Raw genomic sequence first — 19,673 nt, forward strand, 5'->3', positions numbered from 1 at the left:
ATTCGCCCTGTCAAAAGGATGAAAACGGAATGACTAAAGATAACCCATTGAGAACGGCCATTAAGGAATAAGATAGATGTCCAGAATTGCATTGGTCGATGATGATCGAAATATCCTGACCTCTGTGTCGATGACACTTGAGGCCGAAGGGTTCGAAGTCGAGACACATAACGATGGTCAGTCTGCGCTTGACGCGTTCAATAAGCGCATGCCTGATCTTGCCGTGCTGGATATTAAGATGCCGCGCATGGACGGCATGGATCTGTTGCAGCGCCTGCGCCAAAAGACATCCATGCCGGTGATTTTTCTCACCTCAAAAGATGATGAAATCGACGAAGTTCTTGGCCTGCGTATGGGGGCCGACGATTACGTCAAGAAACCATTCTCGCAACGTTTGTTGGTTGAACGCATTCGCGCTTTGCTACGCCGTCAGGATGCCATTGCAGGTGAAGAAGTCGAAGAAACCGAAGAAACCAAAGTTATGGTACGCGGCGAATTGGTGATGGACCCCTTGCGCCATGCGGTAAAATGGAAAGGGCGCGACGTTTCCCTGACCGTAACGGAATTCCTGCTGTTGCAGGCCCTTGCCCAGCGACCCGGTTTTGTCAAAAGCCGTGATCAGCTGATGGACGTGGCCTATGACGACCAAGTGTATGTAGATGACCGAACCATTGACAGCCACATCAAGCGGCTGCGCAAAAAGATGCGGAACACCGATGACGAATTCTCTGCCATCGAGACGCTCTATGGTATCGGATATCGCTATAACGAAGAGTAGCGGATGACCGCCGCACCCAAGATCGACGTTCGCAATTTACAGTCAGTGCGCGCGGCTGCGCGTGATCCTGATCTGGTGCTTGGCGATGATTGGGCGCTCCCTGATGCTGATGGCGAAGTCACGCTGTCGCGCGGTGGCTTGTTATCGTTGCGCCGCTCGCCGATTGCCCGCAAAATTATCATGATCAATCTGATCGCGATGATTTTGCTGATTGCGGGCGTGCTGTACATGAGCCCATCGCGTGACCACCTTGCCTATCAACGTGCGCAAGGTCTGGTCAACGAGGCACGGTTGATTTCCGATGTGTTCGAGGCGCAACTGCCAAATACAGCCCCGGTGAATTTTGTGACTGCAGATGGCATTGATCCCGCTGAAACGCTCGCGGGTCTAAATCTGCGCGGCGGGGTGCAAGTGTCAGTCTTTTCCCTTGATGCAACCCTCGTCGCAACCGCAACGGGCCAGTTGAATGAAGAAGAGCTTGCAGAGCTTGAAAGCCATACAGGCGGCACATTCTTAACCGATTTCTTGTCAAAAATCTGGACAGGCATCGCGTCAATGACGATCAACAGGGGTGACACTCTGACCCCTGAACAACAGCTTTTGGCGCTTTCGCAGGAAAAAGTGCGGCAGGCTATTACCGGGGGCACCAACCTAGAAACGACGACAATCGGCGCGGTGACCAGTTTTATTGTGACTACGCCAATCATACAAAATGGCACGGCGGTTGGCGTTGTTGCGGTGATGACCGCAGCGGGTGAAGTTGACAGCCTTGTGCAGCGAGAGCGCGAACAAGTGCTACGCCTTTTTTTGGTTGCAATTGTTGTCAGTGTGGGGCTGAGCTTGGTGCTGGCTTCGACGATTGCAAACCCACTTGCTGATCTTGCCACCGCAGCAGAGGCAAGCCATGACCGTAACGCGCGCAAAATGTCTGCTGCACGTGTACGCATTCCTGATTTGACCGCCCGGCCCGATGAGATTGGGCGCCTTTCTGGCGCCTTGCGCGGGATGGTGTCTGCGCTTTACGAACGGATCGAAGGCAACGAACAATTTGCGGCTGATGTGGCCCATGAAATTAAGAACCCGCTTGCGTCCTTGCGCTCTGCGGTTGGGACGATGCCCTTCGCGAAACGCGAAGATCAGCGCCAAAAGCTGATGGAAGTGATTGAACATGATGTGAAACGGCTTGATCGTTTGGTCAGTGATATTTCCAATGCGTCCCGGCTTGATAGCGAATTGGTCAAGGAAGAAGAGCAAGCCTTTGATCTGATCAAAATGCTTGAAAATATCATCGATTTCCTCGGCAAAGAGGCGCTTTCAAAGGGGATCGAATTTGTGGCCGATTTGCCGAATGAGGCGATTCAAGTCCGGGGACTTGAAGGGCGATTGGCACAGGTCTTTGTCAACCTGATCACCAACGCCGTATCGTTCTGCGAAGAAGGTGACGCGATCCGCATTTGGGCTCGTAAACGTGAAAACCGGGTGCTTGTCGTCGTCGAAGACACCGGTCCGGGTATTCCAGAGGACGCGTTGGCCAAAATTTTCCAGCGGTTTTATTCTGAACGCCCAGAGGGTCAGTTCGGAAATAATTCGGGTCTCGGGCTTGCGATTTCAAAGCAAATCGTTGAGGCACATGACGGCGTGATCTGGGCTGAAAATATCCGGCCGACAGAAGCTGACCCAACCTCTGACCCGCTTGGTGCGCGTTTCGTCGTTGGCCTTCCAATTTAGGGTGCGGTGATGAGCGGGCCTAATACCGTTCACGCGAGTTGCGTTGCATATGGCGGTAAAGCTGCTTTGCTTTTGGGTGCTTCTGGTAGCGGTAAGTCGACCCTGGCACTACAAATGATGGCGTTGGGCTGTGATTTGGTTGCCGATGATCGGGTGGTGTTGAAAGCGCAGGACGGCGTGCTCGTTGCGACCTGCCCCGAAACGATCGCAGGGTTGATCGAGGCGCGTGGCATCGGAATTCTAAACGCGGCAACTGTACCAGATGCTATCGTGCAGGTCGCCGTTGACATGGATATGCAGGAACAAGACCGTCTGCCAGAGACGCGCTTTGTGACCTTATGTGATCTGCGCACCCCCTTGATTCATCGCGGGGTTGGTGATCACTTTGGGCCAGCTATTATGCAGCTTCTAAAAGCTGGCTGGAGTAATCGATGACAGCGTCGCCGCCCAAAACTGACCCCACACCGCCTGCCATCGTTCTGGTGACGGGTCCATCGGGGGCAGGGCGGTCGACGGCGATTAACGCGCTCGAAGACCTTGGTTATGAGATCATCGACAATTTGCCGCTGTCCTTGCTGCCACGTCTGTTGGATGGGCCACCACCGGGCCGTCCGTTGGCGCTGGGGTTGGATGTGCGGAATCGAGATTTTGGTACCAACGCGCTGGTCGCGGCGATTGATCAGCTTGCGGGGCGCCCGGATCATAATGCGCAGGTGCTTTACCTCGAGGCGGACGAGCATGAGCTGGTGCGTCGCTATTCCGAAACCCGCCGTATGCACCCGCTGGCGCCAGCCGGATCGCCGCTTGCCGGGATCGCCCGCGAGCGCGAGCTGCTCAGCCCTGTGCGCGCCCGCGCAGATGTGCTGATCGATACCACGGGGATGTCGCCACACGATCTGCGCGCCGAGATTGACCGCTGGTTTGCCCCCGGTGATGGGCGGCCTTTGGGGGTCACGATCCATTCATTTTCCTACAAACGTGGCCTGCCACGGGGCATGGATATCGTGATTGATTGCAGATTCCTGCGAAATCCACATTGGGAGGAGACATTGCGCATTTTGGACGGGCGAGACGTCGCAGTCGCTGCGTATGTACAGGCGGACCCCCGTTTTGCAGAGTTCTTTTCCCGGCTAAAATCGCTGGTTGACCTCCTGCTTCCCGCCCACAAGCAAGAAGGAAAATCGCATCTGTCTATCGGTCTTGGATGTACCGGAGGGCAACACCGATCGGTCGCTATGACAGAGTACCTTGCATCTGCCCTTGCGGAAGACGGGTGGCATGTGTCTAAACGGCATCGAGAAATGGAACGGCGCGACGCGCTGGGCAATAAAGGACACGCGGTTTGATTGGTATCGTCATCGTTGCACATGGCAGGCTTGCGCAGGAATATCTATCTGCGGTTGAACATGTGGTCGGCGAACAGGCCGGTGTTATTAGCATCGCTATTGGCCCCGAAGATGATCGCGCCGAGAAACAAGCCGAAATCTGCGACGCGGCGGATGCAGTAGATGCTGGCGATGGCGTCGTGATCGTCACGGATATGTTCGGCGGATCGCCGTCAAACCTATCTTTGCGCGCCTGCAGCCCAGACAATCGACGTATTCTATATGGGGCCAACTTGCCGATGTTAATCAAGCTGGCAAAGTCCCGCCGGCGCACAGTTCCTGACGCAGTTGAAGCTGCTATAAATGCAGCCCACAAGTATATTAACAGCCACAATGGCGGAACGCATATATGACCACCACCCGCCTAGAAATTGAAAATATCAAAGGCTTACACGCGCGCGCTTCGGCGAAGCTGGTCGAAGTCGTCGAAAGCTTTGACGCACAAGCAACCGTTAGCAAAGACGGTGAGAGCGCCACTGGCGACAGTATCATGGGGCTTTTGATGCTTGGCGCGTCAATTGGCACCTATATTGATGTAGAGACCACTGGCCCACAGGCTGACGCGCTAAGCGCAGCCATCACAGAATTGGTCGCCGATAAGTTCGGCGAAGGCAACTAGCGGCCTGTAGCGGCCTAATAGGATGAATTGACGTGACTGAAACGACCCGCAACTCACAAACACCTACGGTTGTGGCCCAAGACGCACCACGGGTCTATGATCGTGGCAGCCTGACCTATTCAAACACGTTTGAAAGCCCGTTTAAGCGTAATGTGATTCGCACCATTGAATTGTTCACTGGCAAATTGCCGATCGTACGGATGATTCGGAAATTTGAGCGGATGGGGAAATTCCAAGGGCAGAATTTTTGGCGCGGTGCGTTGAACGTCATGGAGATTGATCTGCTGACACCGCAAGATCAATTAGACAATATCCCTAAGACCGGCCCAACCGTGCTTGTTGCGAACCACCCGCATGGCATGGTTGATGGGATGATCTTGGCTGATTTGATCGGCCGCGTCCGCACCGATTACCGGATTTTAACGCGCTCTATCCTGACTGGCATCGATAAAGAGGCTGGCGATTTCATGATCCCTGTGCCGTTTCCACATGAACCGGATGCCCACACAAAGATGATCGAAATGCGCCGCACCGCGATGGATCACCTGAAGGGGGGCGGGTTGATCGCGCTGTTCCCATCAGGGGTGGTCGCATCGTCGGAAACGATGTTCGGCCCGGCAATAGAGGCGGAATGGAATGTGTTCACATCAAGCATGATCCGTAAATCAGGCGCAAAAGTCGTGCCATGCTTCTTTCCCGGAGCCAACTCGCGTTGGTATCAGATTGCGAACCGTATTTCTGCCACCCTGCGTCAAAGCCTACTGTTGCATGAAATCGTTCACGCCTGCGGAAAACCGCAAAAACCTGTTGTGGGTGCGCCGTTTGACGACGAAGACGTAAAAGCGCGCCAAAAAGAGCCACGCGCCTTTATGGCGTGGCTCCGTGAGCAAACCTTGGGCCTACGCGACTAGCGCGTCGGCACCGGGGTTTCACCGCGATAATCATAAAAACCGCGTTTGGTTTTGCGGCCGAGCCAGCCTGCTTCGACGTATTTTGTCAGCAGCGGGCAGGGGCGGTATTTGGTATCTGCCAGACCGTCGTGCAACACGTTCATGATCGCCAAACACGTGTCGAGCCCGATAAAGTCGGCGAGCTCGAGCGGTCCCATCGGATGATTGGCCCCCAACTTGAGCGAGGTATCGATCGATTTCACCGATCCCACGCCTTCGTAAAGCGTGTAGATCGCTTCGTTGATCATTGGCATCAGGATGCGGTTCACGATGAAGGCTGGGAAATCTTCTGCGGTGGCGGATGTTTTGCCGAGCTGTTCAACGACTTCATAGCAGGCTTTGAAAGTCTCTTCGTCGGTCGCAATCCCGCGGATCAGTTCGACCAGTTGCATGATTGGCACAGGGTTCATAAAATGAAACCCCATGAACTTTTCGGGGCGATCCGTGCGTGACGCAAGGCGGGTGATCGAGATCGACGAGGTGTTCGAGGTCAAGATCGTCGTTGGTTTCAAATGCGGCTGCAATTCTGCAAAAATCGCGGTCTTGACCTCTTCGCGCTCGGTTGCAGCTTCGATAATCAGGTCGGTCTGACCCAGATCAGCCAGTACCTGTGTGGTCGAAATCCGGGCCATTGCGGCGGCTTTGGTGTCCGCTGTGATCGCTTCTTTGCTGACTTGGCGGTCAAGGTTACGGTCGATCAAAGCGACAGCCGCAGCGAGTGCGTCCGCGCTAATATCGGTCATCACCACGTCATAGCCCGCCAACGCAAACACATGTGCAATCCCGTTGCCCATTTGCCCTGCACCAACGATACCCACACGTTCAATCGCCATTTTTCATTCCTTTACAGATTAGCCGTACCATAGGCCTCCATGCCGGGGGGCTTCAAGCCGCTCGGTTGATGAAAAGTTAAATTGAATTTTGTCATTAGGAAATTCGCAAAGTATTTGCGCGAATCTGCGCGCTGTAACCTTAAAAAGTGATGGGTCGTATGAAGCAAGAGGTGGTCGAGACTGACGAAATTGATTACGCGCCCTGCCACTATGGGCATTCAAAGATGATGTTTCGTGGGCCGCGCAAGCGATTGGATCAGCCTTATCTAGCGTTCATTGGTGGAACCGAAACCTACGGCAAATTTATCCAGCAACCTTTCCCTGCGCTGGTGGAGCAGGGAATGCGCCAAACCTGTGTGAATTTTGGCGGCGTCAGTGCGGGTGTTGATGCTTTTGTGAATGATCAATCCATGCTCGAAATTTGCCGCGACGCAGACTTTACCGTGCTGCAAATAATGGGGGCAAGCAATCTGTCGAACCGATTCTATTCGGTGCACCCGCGTCGCAATGACCGATTTGTTGAAGCGTCATCGGTGCTGCAAGCGATCTACAATGATGTCGATTTTTCTGATTTTTCGTTCATCCGGCATATGCTTGGCGCCTTGCACGACCAATCGCCGCAGCGATTTGAAATTGTTGTGAATGAGCTACGCCAAGCCTGGTCCGCGCGGATGAAAAACCTGTTGGAGAAAACGGGCAGACGGGTAATTTTACTTTGGTTCTCTGATGAACCGTTGAGTGATCAAGATTGGTCTATGCGCCCGGCGCAGCTTCAAACAGATCCGCTTTTTATCACTGCGAACATGGTCGAAAAACTGCGCCCGCTTGTTGCGGATATTGTTGTTATGAACCCGTCAACAGACGCGTTGTCCGAAGGTGTCAAAGGCATGATCTACCCACCCTCACAAGAAGCGATGGCGTCCGAAATGCTCGGGGTACGTTGCCATCAAGAGGCGAGCGCACAGATTATTGAGGCTCTTCGCAAACAGCATTCCATGGCGACATGATGCGACATCCGCGATTGTAGTCTGTTTGCGTTCCATCGCGGCGCGCGAAGGTGTAAAGATGCGGTTAACATGACGCAGCACCCTACCTTTTCGCTTCACGCCAACAGTACCGTCCTAACCCCGGACGTGCCGGGCCTAGGCGTGCTTGTCGATTGTCTGCGTGGACGGCGTGGGTTTATGGCGCGGCAATCGGCGCTGCCTCCCATCGCCCCCTATCATGATGCCCAACAATGGGTGTTGTGTACGACCTCGGGGACAAGTGGCCAGCCCAAGATCATTCGACGCAGCCCGCGATCATGGATGCAGAGCTTTGCGATTACTGCGGACCATTATGGGGTTGGGCCGGAAGACATTTACGCGACTTTCGGATCGTTAGGGCACTCACTAAGCCTTTACGCAAGTGTCGAAGCGCTTTGCCTTGGTGCGGATATATGCGGCTTGGCGCAAACCTCCCCAAAGCGGCAAGCGCTCGGGATCGCTGCGGTGGGTGTGACGGTCATTTATGCCACGCCAACGCAATTGGGATTGTTGGTCAAAGGGGCTGCACAAGCGCAAATCACATCATTCCCAAAGCTGCGCTATGTGTTCTGCGGTGGCGGGGCGTTGTCTGAAAAGGTGAAGACCGCCGTGCATGCCATCTGCCCGCAGGCCCAAATCATTACGTTTTTCGGCGCGAGCGAAACAAGCTTTATGGCCATTGCGGATGATCAAACGCCGATCGGTTCCGTTGGGCGGGCCTATCCCGATGTGCGAATGCGGATTGATGCGCCGCAAGGTGAAGTCGGCGAGATTTGGGTGGCAAGCCCATATCTTTTTGATGGCTACGCCAACGGGGATCACGAAGACACGCGCTGGGATGGCCCGTTTTTGAGCATTGGCGAGATGGGTCATTTGGATGTGCAGGGCAACTTGTTCCTAAAGGGGCGCAAGAACCGGATGGTCACGATCGCTGACGTCAACGTCTTTCCAGAAGATATTGAGCGCTGTGTATCGCGGTTGAATGCGGTGCGCGATTGCGCTGTTGTGCCCGTACCAGATGAAGCGCGGGGGAACCGGTTGATTTGTTTCGTAGAGTATTCCGGTTCGTCGTTGGCACCCGTCGATGTGCAGGCCCATTGTAGGGAAACCTTGGGGCAATATTGCGTACCGAAAGAGGTGCGCGCGATTGCGCAGATGCCTTTGCTTGCTGCGGGCAAGCCTGACTTGGCGCGGTTGCGCACTATGGCCGTCGCGGGTTGATGTCGCGCTCGTATCTTATCGCTGCTCGGCGCAGCCCCATCGCACCTCGAAACGGGGCCTTTGCCGCATTGTCTTTTGCCGATTTAGCGCAGCCCGTATTGCAACAAACCTTGGCCGACGCAGGGCTGGCGCCCGTCGATGTCGATGAATTAATCGTGTCCAACGCGCTTGGGGCGGGCGGGAACCCGGCGCGGATCATTGGATTGCAAGCGGGGCTGCCTGATCATGTCGCGGGGCTGTCAATTGACCGTCAATGCGCAGGCGGTATGGATGCGCTGTTGATCGCGGATGCGATGATCCGGTCGGGTCAGCACGATGTGGTGATCGCTGGCGGTGTCGAAACCTATTCGCGTCGTCCGTTACGGTCGCGTACCTTTGCGGATGGGCGCCCGCCCGAAGCATATGACCAAGCACCGTTTACGCCTTGGCCCGATCGCGATCCGGATATGGCCACTGCCGCGCAAGAGTTGGCGCAGGCATGGGGGGTTTCAAAAGCCGATCAAGACGCTTGGGCGATCAAAAGCCACGCGCGCGCCCGCGCGACAAAGCAACCCGAAATAATCCCGTTCGCCGGGCTGACCCGTGATCCATTTACGCGCAATTTGACGCAACGCCTTTGTGACAAAGCCGCGTCTGTGGCCGGTTGTATCACCGCCGCGAATATGGCTGTCGCCGCCGATGGCGCGGCTTTTGTTGTGATGGTTTCGGAACGTTGGGTCGCACAGAGGCGCGCGGTTGCGTTTGTCGCGGGGCGGACGGTTGGCGGAGATCCTGAAATGCCCGGCACGGCGCCGATTGCCGCGATAGAAGCTGCTTTGGCGCAGGCCCGCCTTTCTGTCGCTGATATCCAATGCGCCGAGATCATGGAGGCTTTCGCCGTACAGGCCATCGCCTGCCAACGAGGCGCGAAATTGCCGCTAGAGATCGTTAATACTGGCGGCGGTGCTTTGGCGTGGGGGCACCCGGTTGGGGCGTCAGGGGCCGTTATGGCCGCGCGTTTGTATCATCAGCTTGGGCAGACCGGCGGCGCTGGCATCGCGGCGATCGCGGCGGCTGGCGGGATCGGTTCGGCGATTGTGTTGCGCGCTGATTAATCAAACCCGCTAAAGGTTGTGAACGCATCCAACGAAAGCCGTTCAGTGCGAAATTGGTTCACTGGGGCGCTTTGGTCGGCCACGCCGACGGCGATTCCGCAGACCACCAATTCACCCTCTGACAACCCCAGATGATCATGCGCGATACGTCCATAATTTGCGATGGCGCCGATCCCACTTGCGCCAAGTCCGGCATCTTCGGCCGCCAAGAGAAACGTCATAATCGCCATGCCAAGATCCATGAAGCAGCCTTTGCCCATGTCGCGATCAATCGTGACGATGACGCCGACAGGGGCATCAAAGAACCGGTAGTTCTTGGCAAATTGCGCCCGGCGTCCTGTAACATCACGGCGCGCGATGCCAAGAGCTTCGTAAAGCGCAAACCCCGCCTTGCGTTGTCGGTCCTTGAGTGCAGGTGCCATCATTTCAGGAAAGTAGGAATATTCTAGATCTGCAGGCGCACCTTTTGCATTCGCTGCGACTAATCGCTGAGAAAACGCCGCCAGTGGCGCGCCAGTCAGCACATGAAATTTGCCGGGTTGTAGGTTTGCACCACTTGGCGCTTGGCGTGCGGCTTGGCACAGCCGCTCAATAGTGGGGCGGTCAATCGGGTCTTGGGTAAAGGCCCGAACCGACCGCCGCCGCGCTAAGATTTCATGGAAATCAGTTGGCATCGACACGTGATAGCACACTTGCGGGGCGGGCTGTGGCTAATGCAGATGTCAGCATCGCAGCGATCCCTGCCTTCAGTAGATCACCGGGCACATAGACCAGTGCGATTTTTGCGGCTTCAAGCAGTGTTTTATCAAGCATGACTGACATGCCGGTAATGCCAAACACATACATCACGATGATGCCACCCAGAACCGAGGCTACCCCAGCAACAATCAGCAAAGGTGCGCCCCGCCATTTTTCGACGATCAACCCGATGACGAATGCGGCGATGGGCCAGCCGATTAAGAACCCAACTGTCGGCGATGCAAACACGCCTAAGCCGCCGCGTCCGCCTGACAAAAGCGGCAGGCCGATAGCAACCAAGAGCAAGAACAAGAGCACCGCAAGCGTGCCGCGCTTTGCGCCCAAAACGGTGCCGCACAGCATAACGCCCAGTGTTTGAGCGGTGATTGGGACACCAAAGCCAAGCGAGACTGGCGGGATTAGGCCTAGTGCGGCGATCAGGGCCGCGAACAGCGCGATGAGCGTAACATTCTTTTCCATTTAGGTGTCCTTTTTCATGCGTCGAATCCGCCGCGCGCGCGCAGGGCCTCTGCGACTTGGTCCGCGTCATCTAACGCGATTATGGTGAAAGGTAAAATGATCCGCCAACCGGCGTGCCGATGTGACCGCGCAGACCATGCCTCGGACAGGCGTGTGCCCTTGTCCACAAGCACGGGCGTCAGACGGATTACCATCGCGATGGCAAGTTCAAGCACATTGGCGCGCAGTCCAAACCGGGCCAGCGGTCTGGTGAGCACATGGATCACGTCGATCATATCCGTCAGTTTGGTCGTCATCGTCACCAGATTAGCCAGTGCGACAGCCGATAGCATCCTTAAGATAATGGTCGCCCCCATTGCGCCGTCATATGTCCAAAGATGCCAGATCGCGATGACGATGATGAACGGGGCCAGCAATCGCAAATGGCGTATGCTGGCAAAGAAAAACGCGCGGCCCGGTAGCGCAGACAACAATAGCACCCCGGTAAAGACGGCCGCATGTAGTACGAGGTTTTGGATCAAAAACAGCCCACAGGTCACGGCGCAGAGCCCTGCAAGCTTGGCCCCGGCGGGCCAGTCATGTGCGCGGGTCTTAACCGGAGAGGTCAGAGATATCATCGGATCCCCCCAACGCGGTCATGCGTGCGATGTAGGCGGGCAGCACCTCAGTCGCCGCCCCAATTTGCGCGATCTTACCCTGCTCAAGCCAGATCACCTGATCGTATCCAGCCAAATCGTCCGGATCGTGAGAGATGTGGATGACGCCCCCAGCATAGCGCGCAAGATACCGGTTCAGTTGCGCCTTAGTCGGGATATCGAGGCCCGAGAAGGGCTCATCCAGAATGATTGCCTTGGGTGCCATCGCGGTGATGGCCATCAGGCAGACCAAGTGTTTTTGCCCCTGTGACAGCGTGTTGATATAGGCTCCTGCCCAATGTGCTTTGCCAAAATTGGTGAGCGTGTCTTGGGTCATTGCGGCGGCGGCATCTTTGGTCGCCCCAAGCTGGCGAAGCCCAAAACTGATTTCCTCGTCCACGGTAGGAAAGATTATCTGGTGGTCGGGGTTTTGAAATAGGATGCCAACTTCGCGCAGGGCGGCTTTGCGGTCTTTGAATAGGTCGTGCCCGCCCACCAGCGCATTGCCCGCGCTTGGTGCAGCCAGCCCCGCAATCACCCGCGCAAGCGTGGATTTTCCTGACCCGTTACGCCCGACGACACCCACGCGGGCAGCGGTTGTTTGCAACGTAATATTCGAAAGAATCACCTTACCGCCGACCGCATAGCACAGGTCATCCAGCGCAATGTCATTGGCGCGATTGCTGCTTTTAGTCTGAAGGCCGTCCATTCTCTTTGCGCCCCGCGTCAGGTTTGCGATTGGGTAATGGATAACGGGAAGAGGGGCAAGATGACGAACAGTCATCTAGAGTGCGCTTCTGTGGCCACAGTACCATGGCACATGATTTGAGACGCGCTATAATGGCAAGGACGCGACTGGAGGCGCTATCAATGTACATACGATTTGTGCGTCAAAATATTGCTGATGGTATAGCAGCAAGGGAAGGCTTCTTTTGCGCGGCCTATGAATTACGTGATACCATCGGGGTCGATCAGCATACATTTGCGTATCTCAACACCATTCTTGGTTGGTTTTATGATAATCTGCAGACGCCTAATCGTTTTAATCGGTCAACGTCGAAGGGAAACTACAGGCGCAATGCGATTGGGCTAAGTTGGTTCAAACCTGACGCAAAGGACATGATTGCGAAAGCTTATGAATTAGTTGCCTTGCTAGAAGAAAACGGACACACGATTGAGATCATTAAGAGCCATCGTATTGGCTACATTGTTTTCGAAGACCAGCACCAAGTCGTCGCCGAACCATTTGCAGACACGCCGCGTTGACTTCGTTTCTTTAGAACGAAAAAAGGCCCGCTTTTGCAAGCAGGCCCTTCAAATGTATATCAACGGGTCGATTAGAGCTTTTCTGTCAGCTCTGGAACCGCGTCGAACAGGTCGGCAACCAGACCGTAATCGGCGACTTGGAAGATCGGTGCTTCTTCGTCTTTGTTGATTGCGACGATGATCTTACTGTCTTTCATACCCGCAAGGTGCTGAATCGCGCCCGAGATACCAACAGCGACGTAAAGATCAGGTGCAACCACTTTGCCGGTTTGGCCAACTTGCCAGTCGTTGGGCGCATAGCCACTGTCGACAGCGGCGCGTGATGCGCCGACGGCGGCACCCAGCTTGTCTGCCAGTTTTTCGATCAGCGCAAAGTCGTCTTCGGACCCGACACCGCGACCACCAGACACAACAACACCCGCAGATGTCAGTTCTGGGCGATCGGATTCTGCAACCTTATCTTCGATCCATTCGGACAAAGCTGGGTCAGCCGTCGCACCTATGGTCTCAACAGAGGCAGACCCGCCCATGCCAGCCGCATCAAAACCAGCGGTGCGGATCGTCATGACCTTTGTCGCATCGGCAGATTTTACGGTCTGGATCGCGTTACCTGCGTAGATTGGGCGCTCAAATGTATCAGCGTCCACGACAGCCGTGATTTCAGAAATAACCATCACATCAAGCAGTGCCGCAACGCGGGGCATGATGTTTTTCGCGTCAGTTGTGCCGGGGGCAACGATGTGGCTGTAGTCGCCAGCAAGCGATACAATCAGATCAGCCGTTGGTTCGGCGAGACGGTGGCTCAACGCGGCGTCTTCGGCACAAAGTACCTTTGCAACGCCATCGATTTTCGCCGCTTCGTCAGCCGCAGCTTGTGCAGTTGCACCTGCGCAAAGCACGGTAACATCGCCCAAAGCGGTCGCAGCGGTCACTGCTTTTGCGGTTGCGTCAACGGCCAAGGCACCGTCGGTCACTTCGGCAAGGAGTAGAACAGCCATTATACAGCCCCCGCTTCTTTGAGTTTCTCGACCAGCTCATCCACTGATCCAACGATGATCCCAGCCTGACGTGAGGCGGGTTCTGATGTGCCAACCACGCTCAGGCGCGGTGTCACGTCAACGCCGTAATCAGCAGGCGTTTTTTCATCAAGCGGCTTTTTCTTCGCCTTCATGATGTTTGGAAGCGAAGCATAACGTGGCTCGTTCAGGCGCAGGTCAACGCTGATGATGGTCGGGGTTTTAACCTTGATGGTTTGCAACCCGCCGTCAACTTCGCGTGTGACAACGGCGCTGTCACCGTCCAAGTTCACTTCTGATGCGAATGTTGCTTGTGACCAACCGAGCAGCGCAGACAACATTTGGCCTGTGGCGTTCATGTCGTTGTCGATCGCTTGCTTGCCGCAAAGCACGAGACCTGGCTCTTCTTCTTTGACGATAGCAGCAAGGATTTTCGCAACAGCCAAAGGTTCGATATCGGTATGGACGTCGTCAGCCGCAATGACCAAAATCGCGCGGTCAGCGCCCATTGCCAATGCTGTGCGCAGGGTTTCTTGCGCTTGTTTCACACCGATGGAAACAGCGATGACTTCTTCCACTTTGCCAGCTTCGCGCAGGCGAATGGCTTCTTCGACGGCAATCTCATCGAACGGGTTCATGGACATTTTGACATTTGCGAGATCGACGCCTGTGCCGTCCGCTTTGACGCGAACCTTCACATTATAGTCGATCACGCGCTTGACGGGTACGATGACCTTCATCTGCGTTTTTCTCCTTAGAAAATTGATCGTAGTTATTCTCGTGACAGTGTTAGCGAGTCGTCACAGGTGACAACAGTGTAAAATCGACGCGGTAAGGCGCTAGGACGTCACGTTCTTGACGTCGACGTCAGCGAAACCCGGGGGTATATCGGGCCTAAAACCCCGCAATACAGGTTTTTTTGGTGTTTTGAACGCCGGATTGGGCGCGCGTTTTTTGGGCTAAGTTTTTGTTTTTTAGAATGAAAGATTAGGAATTTATGCAGCTAGTGGGCCCGTTTTCGTGGTCATGCAACTGTTGGGTGACGGCAGTGACCACGCAACATATGCAACAACTGGCGGGATGAAACATGTCGAATCTGGCGTTATCGATGTGTCGATTTTGGCTGGATGCGTGTCGAAAATATATGCAGTCGGCGTAAAATCCCGACGCGCGCGACGCAAAATGACGCCTGGTGTGGGTCGCTCGCGTAGGGTGGATCTTGATCCACCGCCCCTTAGCGGTTCGCGCCCGGCACCCATAGCACGTCTTCTTTGCCGTTGGCATTCGCAATGCGGCTGGCTTGGAAAAACCAATCTGACACGCGGTTCAAGTATTTCACTGCAACGGGGTTCACGTCATCAGTGCCCGCCAGTTCAACAACCAACCTTTCGGCCCTGCGTGACACTGTGCGGCACAAATGTAGATGCGCGGCAAGCGCCGATCCGCCCGGTAGCACGAAGCTGCGCAAGGGATCGACCTGCGCTGTCATCGCGTCGATTTCTATCTCTAGCCGGCTCACTTGCGCACCGGACATGCGCAGCGGCGGGTACTCGGCATCTGCGTCTTTATCCATATCGGGGCGGCACAGGTCTGCGCCCAGATCAAACAGATCGTTCTGGATCATCGCCAGTTGTGCGTCTATCTCACCGGTTGCATGCAAGCGCGCTAATCCGACCGTCGCATTTGTTTCGTCAACGGTGCCATAGGCGTTCACGCGTAGATCATGCTTCGCAACCCGGCTGCCATTGCCCAGTGCCGTTTCGCCAGCGTCGCCGGACTTTGTGTAGATTTTATTTAAGACAACCATGGATCAGGCTCCTGAGCTGCGCAGATACGCAAATGCGATAATCAGCACGACCGCGATGAATTGCGCGCCAATCCGCCAGCGCATGATTCTATTGGCGTGTTTGCGGTTAAATTCGCCCCCTTTGGCAAATGTGCCGATCCCAAACATAAGAATCGCCAGAACAGCGAGCGCTGAAACTGCTACAATCCAGAAAAACGGGTCATTTGCCATTTGTGTCATCCTTTTCGGGTTCGGTTCCCTGCGATGTAGCGGTTAGCCGCGTAAAATCAATGCATCCAACCACCGCGTCGGCAAGATACGCCGCAACGCGCCCATAAGATAGGTCGGGGTTGTCACATAGTAGCGCGGCTTGGGTCGTTTTGCTGTCAGCGCGTGCAAGAGCTTCTTGGTCACAGCGGATGGCGGCAGCTCAAACTGATCGGGTCCGCTGTCGGTGTAAAGCCGTGACAATATATCTTTATACTCGTCAACGCGTGCTGATTTTTTCCAATCAACCCATTTTTCAAAATGCGGGATGGCGTTTTGGCGGATGTCGGATGTGATCGGGCCGGGTTCGATCAGGATGACTTTGATCGGGGTATCATGCATTTCAATGCGCAGCACGTCCGTCAGACCTTCGAGCGCGAATTTCGTTGATACATAGGCCCCGCGCCATTTCATCCCAACCAGTCCAAGTACGGATGAACAATTGATGATCCGCCCATGACCTTGGGCGCGCATCACGGGAATCACTTGGCGGGTGAGCGCGTGATAGCCAAATACGTTGGCCTCAAATATGGCGCGCAAGGCCCCCGCCGGCAGGTCTTCAAGCGCGCCGGGGCATGCAAAAGCGCCATTGTTATAAAGGGCATCCAATGTACCACCTGTGGCTGCCAAGACATCTGCCAGCCCTGCGGTGATGCTGGCCTCATCGGCGTAATCGATCAGCGGGCTCTCAAAACCTTCGGCGATCATCCGGTCGCAGTCTTTTTGTTGGCGGCAGCTTGCAAAAACCCGCCATCCCGCTGCGCGCAGCCCAAATGCTGCGTCATAGCCGATGCCGCTTGAGCAGCCAGTGATCAGGATTGTTTTTTGTGTCATAGCGCATATGTGCCGGGTTCGCAGCAAGGTCACAAGCACCTGTAAAGAGTTTCTAAGCTTTACGTGGCAAAATCGCAGGGCTAAACCAAACCCTATGACTGATCAGACCAGCGACCCGGCTATGGGCCCCATCGACACGACCGAAACTTTGCGCAAGGCCATTGGTGACCGCTACCTGACCTATGCGCTGTCGACAATTATGCACCGGGCCTTGCCGGACGCGCGTGACGGGCTGAAGCCAGTTCACCGCCGGATTCTATATGCCATGAGCCGTCTCCGCCTGTCTCCGACTGGCGGGTTTTTGAAGTCTGCCAAAATCAGCGGCGACACGATGGGTGATTTCCACCCGCACGGCGATGCCGCGATCTATGACGCGATGGCGCGCTTGGCCCAAGATTTCAACGTCCGTTACCCGCTGGTCGATGGGCAGGGGAACTTTGGCAATATCGACGGCGATAACCCCGCCGCGTCGCGTTACACAGAGGCGCGGATGACCGCCGCTGCTGAGGCATTGCTGGAAGGTCTTTCCGAAGATTCGGTCGATTTTCGCGATAACTATGATGGGCGTCTGACAGAACCCGCGGTGCTGCCGGCGACGTTCCCCAACCTTTTGGCAAACGGGTCGACGGGTATTGCGGTGGGGATGGCGACTAATATCCCGCCCCATAATTTGCATGAATTGATCGAGGCCTGTCTGCATCTGATCAAAACGCCCGACGCGCGTGACGATACATTGCTTAACTACACCCCGGGCCCGGATTTTCCGACTGGCGGTGTAATTGTTGAGCCCGAAGAAAACATCGCAACCGCCTATCGCACCGGGCGCGGTGCATTTCGTTTGCGTGCCAAGTGGGAGGTCGAGGACCTTGGCCGTGGTACATGGCAGGTCGTTGTCACTGAAATCCCCTATCAGGTGCAAAAGTCGAAACTGATCGAAAAGCTGGCCGAAGTGATCCAGCTCAAGAAAGTGCCTTTGCTCGCTGATGTACGCGACGAATCCGCCGAAGATATCCGCATCGTGCTGGAGCCGCGCGCGAAAACCGTCGATCCTGAGGTGATGATGGGGATGCTGTTCCGCAACTCTGACCTTGAGACACGGTTCAGCCTGAATATGAACGTGTTGATCGACGGCGTGACGCCAAAAGTTTGCTCGCTCAAGGAAGTGCTGCGGGCCTTTCTTGATCACCGCCGCGAGGTTCTGACCCGCCGCAGCCAGTACCGTCTTGAAAAGATTGACCACCGTCTTGAGGTCTTGGAAGGCTTTATCATTGCCTTCCTCCATCTTGACCGGGTGATCGACATCATCCGTTACGACGACGACCCTAAAAAGGCGCTGATCGCCGAAGATTGGGCCAAGACCCATGTGCGCGCAATGTCAGAGGCCGATTACCAATCGCCCACGGGTCTTGATCCTGAAGTTTCGCTGACCGAAACCCAAGCCGAAGCCATTTTAAACATGCGCCTGCGCAGTTTGCGCCGCCTCGAAGAAATGGAACTGGTCGCAGAACGCGACGCTTTGCGCGCCGAACGCGCTGGCATTGAAGAATTATTGGCAAGCGGTGATCTGCAGTGGGCCAAGATTGCCGAACAACTGCGCGAGACCCGCAAGACATTTGGCCGCGACAGTCTGGGCGGTGCCCGTCGCACCCAATTCGCCAAGGCTGCCGAAGTGGTCGATGTGCCGCTTGAAGCGATGATCGACAAGGAACCGATTACTGTTGTTTGCTCAAAAATGGGCTGGATTCGCGCGATGACCGGGCATATCGATCTGACCCGCGAACTGAAATTCAAAGACGGTGATGGTCCGCGATTTATCTTCCATGCGGAAACCACAGATCGTTTGCTGGTCTTTGGGGCCAATGGCCGTTTTTACACAGTGTCAGCCGCGAATTTACCGGGCGGGCGTGGCATGGGCGAACCTCTGCGGCTCATGGTCGATCTGCCAAATGAGACAGAAATCATTGATATTCTTGTGCATCAGCCGGATGCAAAGCTGTTGCTTGCCTCGGCCGAAGGCAACGGCTTTGTGGTGCCAGAAGCGGATGTTGTGGCACAAACCAAAAACGGCAAACAGGTGCTGAACGTCGCAAGTGGTGCCGCGCGGGTCTGTAAGCGCGTTGATGGCGATTTTGTTGCGGTGGTTGGTGAAAACCGCAAGGTGCTCGTGTTTCCCCTCGATGAGTTGCCTGAAATGGGGCGAGGCAAAGGCGTTCGGCTGCAAAAGTACAAAGACGGCGGTATGTCCGATGCGACAACATTTACGCGGGCCGAAGGGCTCAGCTGGCTTGATCCTGCAGGGCGGACACGCACCGAAACGGAATTGGCCGAATGGTCCGGCAAACGGGCCAGCGCTGGGCGGATGGCGCCTCGTGGGTTCCCGCGCGACAATAAATTTACCTGAACCCTAGCGGTGCTGATCGATCAAGATCGCATTTCCGTCAGGATCCAAAAGCGAGATTGAACCGGGGCCAGTGCCGTTTGGATCGGTTTGATCTTTCAGTGTGATTCCCGACTCTAGTAGGCGGGCCTGGATCGCGCGCACATCGTCAAACGGGTCAACATCTTGCGCGCTTTGATCCCAGCCGGGATTGAACGTCAGGGTGTTTTTACCGATAAACCCGCCAAATAGCCCTAGCACCGTTTCGCCATTCTTAAGGATAAGCCAGCCTTGCGATGCGTCACCGCCAAAGTCGCCAAAACCAAGATGCCGATAAAAATCACGGCTCTTTTCGACGTCTTTGACATTCAAGCTGACAGAAAATGCGCCAAGTTTCATCTGTGACCTCCGATTGTGATTGGCGGGGGGTATAGCATGAATGTCCCGGCATTTGAATTTCAGCGATATTGGGTTGATTTCTGGACCGATTCCAAATACATCGCCCGCGATGTTGGACCGGGCCGCAATGGCCCCACAAAATTAAGGGCCCTGTGAAATGGCTAAGGAAAAGTTTGAACGTACAAAACCGCACGTTAACATTGGTACAATTGGCCACGTTGACCACGGCAAGACGACCCTGA

General features: G+C 55.3%; 24 protein-coding genes. 13 read left to right on the plus strand and 11 right to left on the minus strand.

Translation table 11 applies throughout. The features are described from left to right. Positions 1-76 precede the first annotated feature (76 nt). The 7 genes from Yoon_RS16145 to Yoon_RS16175 are packed head-to-tail and all read left to right on the plus strand — an operon-like array spanning position 77 to position 5,421. On the plus strand, positions 77-778 hold the full coding sequence (locus Yoon_RS16145; RefSeq protein WP_238113608.1) for a response regulator transcription factor: 702 nt from the start codon (positions 77-79) through the stop codon (positions 776-778). Positions 779-781: 3 nt separating this feature from the next. After that, complete coding sequence (locus Yoon_RS16150) at positions 782-2,506, plus strand: sensor histidine kinase (RefSeq protein WP_238113609.1); 1,725 nt, start codon at positions 782-784, stop codon at positions 2,504-2,506. Between the two features lie 9 nt (positions 2,507-2,515). Beyond that, positions 2,516-2,941 carry an HPr kinase/phosphorylase gene (locus Yoon_RS16155; protein WP_238113610.1) on the plus strand — a complete coding sequence of 142 codons (426 nt, stop codon included), beginning with the start codon at positions 2,516-2,518 and terminating at the stop codon, positions 2,939-2,941. Further along, positions 2,938-3,852, plus strand: a complete 915-nt coding sequence (gene rapZ, locus Yoon_RS16160) for an RNase adapter RapZ (protein ID WP_238113611.1) — start codon at positions 2,938-2,940, stop codon at positions 3,850-3,852. The genes Yoon_RS16155 and rapZ overlap by 4 nt, the downstream gene beginning before the upstream one ends. Then, positions 3,849-4,244: a PTS sugar transporter subunit IIA gene (locus tag Yoon_RS16165; protein ID WP_113775027.1), complete on the plus strand. Its 396-nt coding sequence runs from the start codon at positions 3,849-3,851 to the stop codon at positions 4,242-4,244. The genes rapZ and Yoon_RS16165 overlap by 4 nt, the downstream gene beginning before the upstream one ends. Then, positions 4,241-4,510, plus strand: a complete 270-nt coding sequence (locus Yoon_RS16170) for an HPr family phosphocarrier protein (RefSeq protein WP_238113613.1) — start codon at positions 4,241-4,243, stop codon at positions 4,508-4,510. Before Yoon_RS16165 ends, Yoon_RS16170 begins: the two co-directional genes overlap by 4 nt. 32 nt (positions 4,511-4,542) lie before the next feature. Continuing rightward, complete coding sequence (locus tag Yoon_RS16175) at positions 4,543-5,421, plus strand: lysophospholipid acyltransferase family protein (RefSeq protein ID WP_370642197.1); 879 nt, start codon at positions 4,543-4,545, stop codon at positions 5,419-5,421. Here the strand turns inward: Yoon_RS16175 and Yoon_RS16180 are convergent. Beyond that, entirely contained in the window at positions 5,418-6,293 is an 876-nt protein-coding gene (locus Yoon_RS16180) for a 3-hydroxybutyryl-CoA dehydrogenase (protein WP_238113615.1), read from the minus strand. The genes Yoon_RS16175 and Yoon_RS16180 overlap by 4 nt on opposite strands. A 149-nt stretch (positions 6,294-6,442) precedes the next feature. Here Yoon_RS16180 and Yoon_RS16185 point away from each other — a divergent pair, with 149 nt between their 5' ends. From Yoon_RS16185 to Yoon_RS16195, 3 genes are all read left to right on the plus strand, one after another. Further along, on the plus strand, positions 6,443-7,300 hold the full coding sequence (locus Yoon_RS16185; RefSeq protein ID WP_370642198.1) for a DUF6473 family protein: 858 nt from the start codon (positions 6,443-6,445) through the stop codon (positions 7,298-7,300). A gap of 69 nt (positions 7,301-7,369) precedes the next feature. Continuing rightward, positions 7,370-8,539: a class I adenylate-forming enzyme family protein gene (locus Yoon_RS16190; RefSeq protein ID WP_238113617.1), complete on the plus strand. Its 1,170-nt coding sequence runs from the start codon at positions 7,370-7,372 to the stop codon at positions 8,537-8,539. After that, a complete protein-coding gene (locus Yoon_RS16195) occupies positions 8,539-9,633 on the plus strand; it encodes a thiolase family protein (protein ID WP_238113619.1) in 1,095 nt (364 codons plus the stop codon). Before Yoon_RS16190 ends, Yoon_RS16195 begins: the two co-directional genes overlap by 1 nt. Here Yoon_RS16195 and Yoon_RS16200 read toward each other — a convergent pair. Genes Yoon_RS16200 through Yoon_RS16215 form a run of 4 tightly spaced genes read right to left on the minus strand, consistent with a single transcriptional unit; the run spans position 9,630 to position 12,270 of the window. Beyond that, positions 9,630-10,307 (minus strand): nitroreductase, encoded by a 678-nt coding sequence (locus tag Yoon_RS16200; protein ID WP_238113622.1) that lies wholly within the window; start codon positions 10,305-10,307, stop codon positions 9,630-9,632. The two genes, Yoon_RS16195 and Yoon_RS16200, sit on opposite strands and share 4 nt — an antisense overlap. Further along, positions 10,297-10,851 (minus strand): biotin transporter BioY, encoded by a 555-nt coding sequence (locus Yoon_RS16205; protein WP_238113624.1) that lies wholly within the window; start codon positions 10,849-10,851, stop codon positions 10,297-10,299. The genes Yoon_RS16200 and Yoon_RS16205 overlap by 11 nt, the downstream gene beginning before the upstream one ends. 14 nt (positions 10,852-10,865) lie before the next feature. Further along, the gene (locus tag Yoon_RS16210) at positions 10,866-11,468 is read right to left on the minus strand and encodes an energy-coupling factor transporter transmembrane protein EcfT (RefSeq protein ID WP_238113626.1); all 603 of its coding nucleotides are present in this window, start codon (positions 11,466-11,468) and stop codon (positions 10,866-10,868) included. After that, complete coding sequence (locus Yoon_RS16215) at positions 11,443-12,270, minus strand: energy-coupling factor ABC transporter ATP-binding protein (RefSeq protein ID WP_238113628.1); 828 nt, start codon at positions 12,268-12,270, stop codon at positions 11,443-11,445. The genes Yoon_RS16210 and Yoon_RS16215 overlap by 26 nt, the downstream gene beginning before the upstream one ends. Positions 12,271-12,356: 86 nt before the next feature. Here Yoon_RS16215 and Yoon_RS16220 point away from each other — a divergent pair, with 86 nt between their 5' ends. Further along, a complete protein-coding gene (locus Yoon_RS16220; RefSeq protein ID WP_238113630.1) occupies positions 12,357-12,752 on the plus strand; it encodes a hypothetical protein in 396 nt (131 codons plus the stop codon). 71 nt (positions 12,753-12,823) lie between these two features. Here the strand turns inward: Yoon_RS16220 and Yoon_RS16225 are convergent, their stop codons facing one another. The 5 genes from Yoon_RS16225 to Yoon_RS16245 form a co-directional block, all read right to left on the minus strand. After that, positions 12,824-13,750 carry an electron transfer flavoprotein subunit alpha/FixB family protein gene (locus Yoon_RS16225; protein WP_238113632.1) on the minus strand — a complete coding sequence of 309 codons (927 nt, stop codon included), beginning with the start codon at positions 13,748-13,750 and terminating at the stop codon, positions 12,824-12,826. Then, positions 13,750-14,508: an electron transfer flavoprotein subunit beta/FixA family protein gene (locus Yoon_RS16230; protein ID WP_238113633.1), complete on the minus strand. Its 759-nt coding sequence runs from the start codon at positions 14,506-14,508 to the stop codon at positions 13,750-13,752. The genes Yoon_RS16225 and Yoon_RS16230 overlap by 1 nt, the downstream gene beginning before the upstream one ends. A gap of 494 nt (positions 14,509-15,002) precedes the next feature. After that, a complete protein-coding gene (locus Yoon_RS16235) occupies positions 15,003-15,575 on the minus strand; it encodes a cob(I)yrinic acid a,c-diamide adenosyltransferase (RefSeq protein ID WP_238113635.1) in 573 nt (190 codons plus the stop codon). A 3-nt stretch (positions 15,576-15,578) separates the two neighbouring features. Then, positions 15,579-15,785 carry a twin transmembrane helix small protein gene (locus tag Yoon_RS16240; protein ID WP_238113637.1) on the minus strand — a complete coding sequence of 69 codons (207 nt, stop codon included), beginning with the start codon at positions 15,783-15,785 and terminating at the stop codon, positions 15,579-15,581. Positions 15,786-15,827: 42 nt separating this feature from the next. Further along, entirely contained in the window at positions 15,828-16,655 is an 828-nt protein-coding gene (locus Yoon_RS16245; RefSeq protein ID WP_238113638.1) for an SDR family NAD(P)-dependent oxidoreductase, read from the minus strand. A gap of 94 nt (positions 16,656-16,749) precedes the next feature. On the opposite strand from Yoon_RS16245, the gene Yoon_RS16250 reads away from it, so the two are divergent. Next, on the plus strand, positions 16,750-19,056 hold the full coding sequence (locus Yoon_RS16250; RefSeq protein WP_238113639.1) for a DNA topoisomerase IV subunit A: 2,307 nt from the start codon (positions 16,750-16,752) through the stop codon (positions 19,054-19,056). A gap of 3 nt (positions 19,057-19,059) precedes the next feature. Here Yoon_RS16250 and Yoon_RS16255 read toward each other — a convergent pair whose 3' ends face one another. Next, the gene (locus Yoon_RS16255) at positions 19,060-19,431 is read right to left on the minus strand and encodes a VOC family protein (RefSeq protein ID WP_238113640.1); all 372 of its coding nucleotides are present in this window, start codon (positions 19,429-19,431) and stop codon (positions 19,060-19,062) included. Between the two features lie 157 nt (positions 19,432-19,588). On the opposite strand from Yoon_RS16255, the gene Yoon_RS16260 reads away from it, so the two are divergent. Next, positions 19,589-19,673: GTP-binding protein (locus Yoon_RS16260; RefSeq protein WP_170377556.1), on the plus strand; the 85-nt coding region annotated here is incomplete at its 3' end.

The organism is Yoonia sp. I 8.24, assembly GCF_022096995.1.
GTDB lineage: Bacteria > Pseudomonadota > Alphaproteobacteria > Rhodobacterales > Rhodobacteraceae > Yoonia.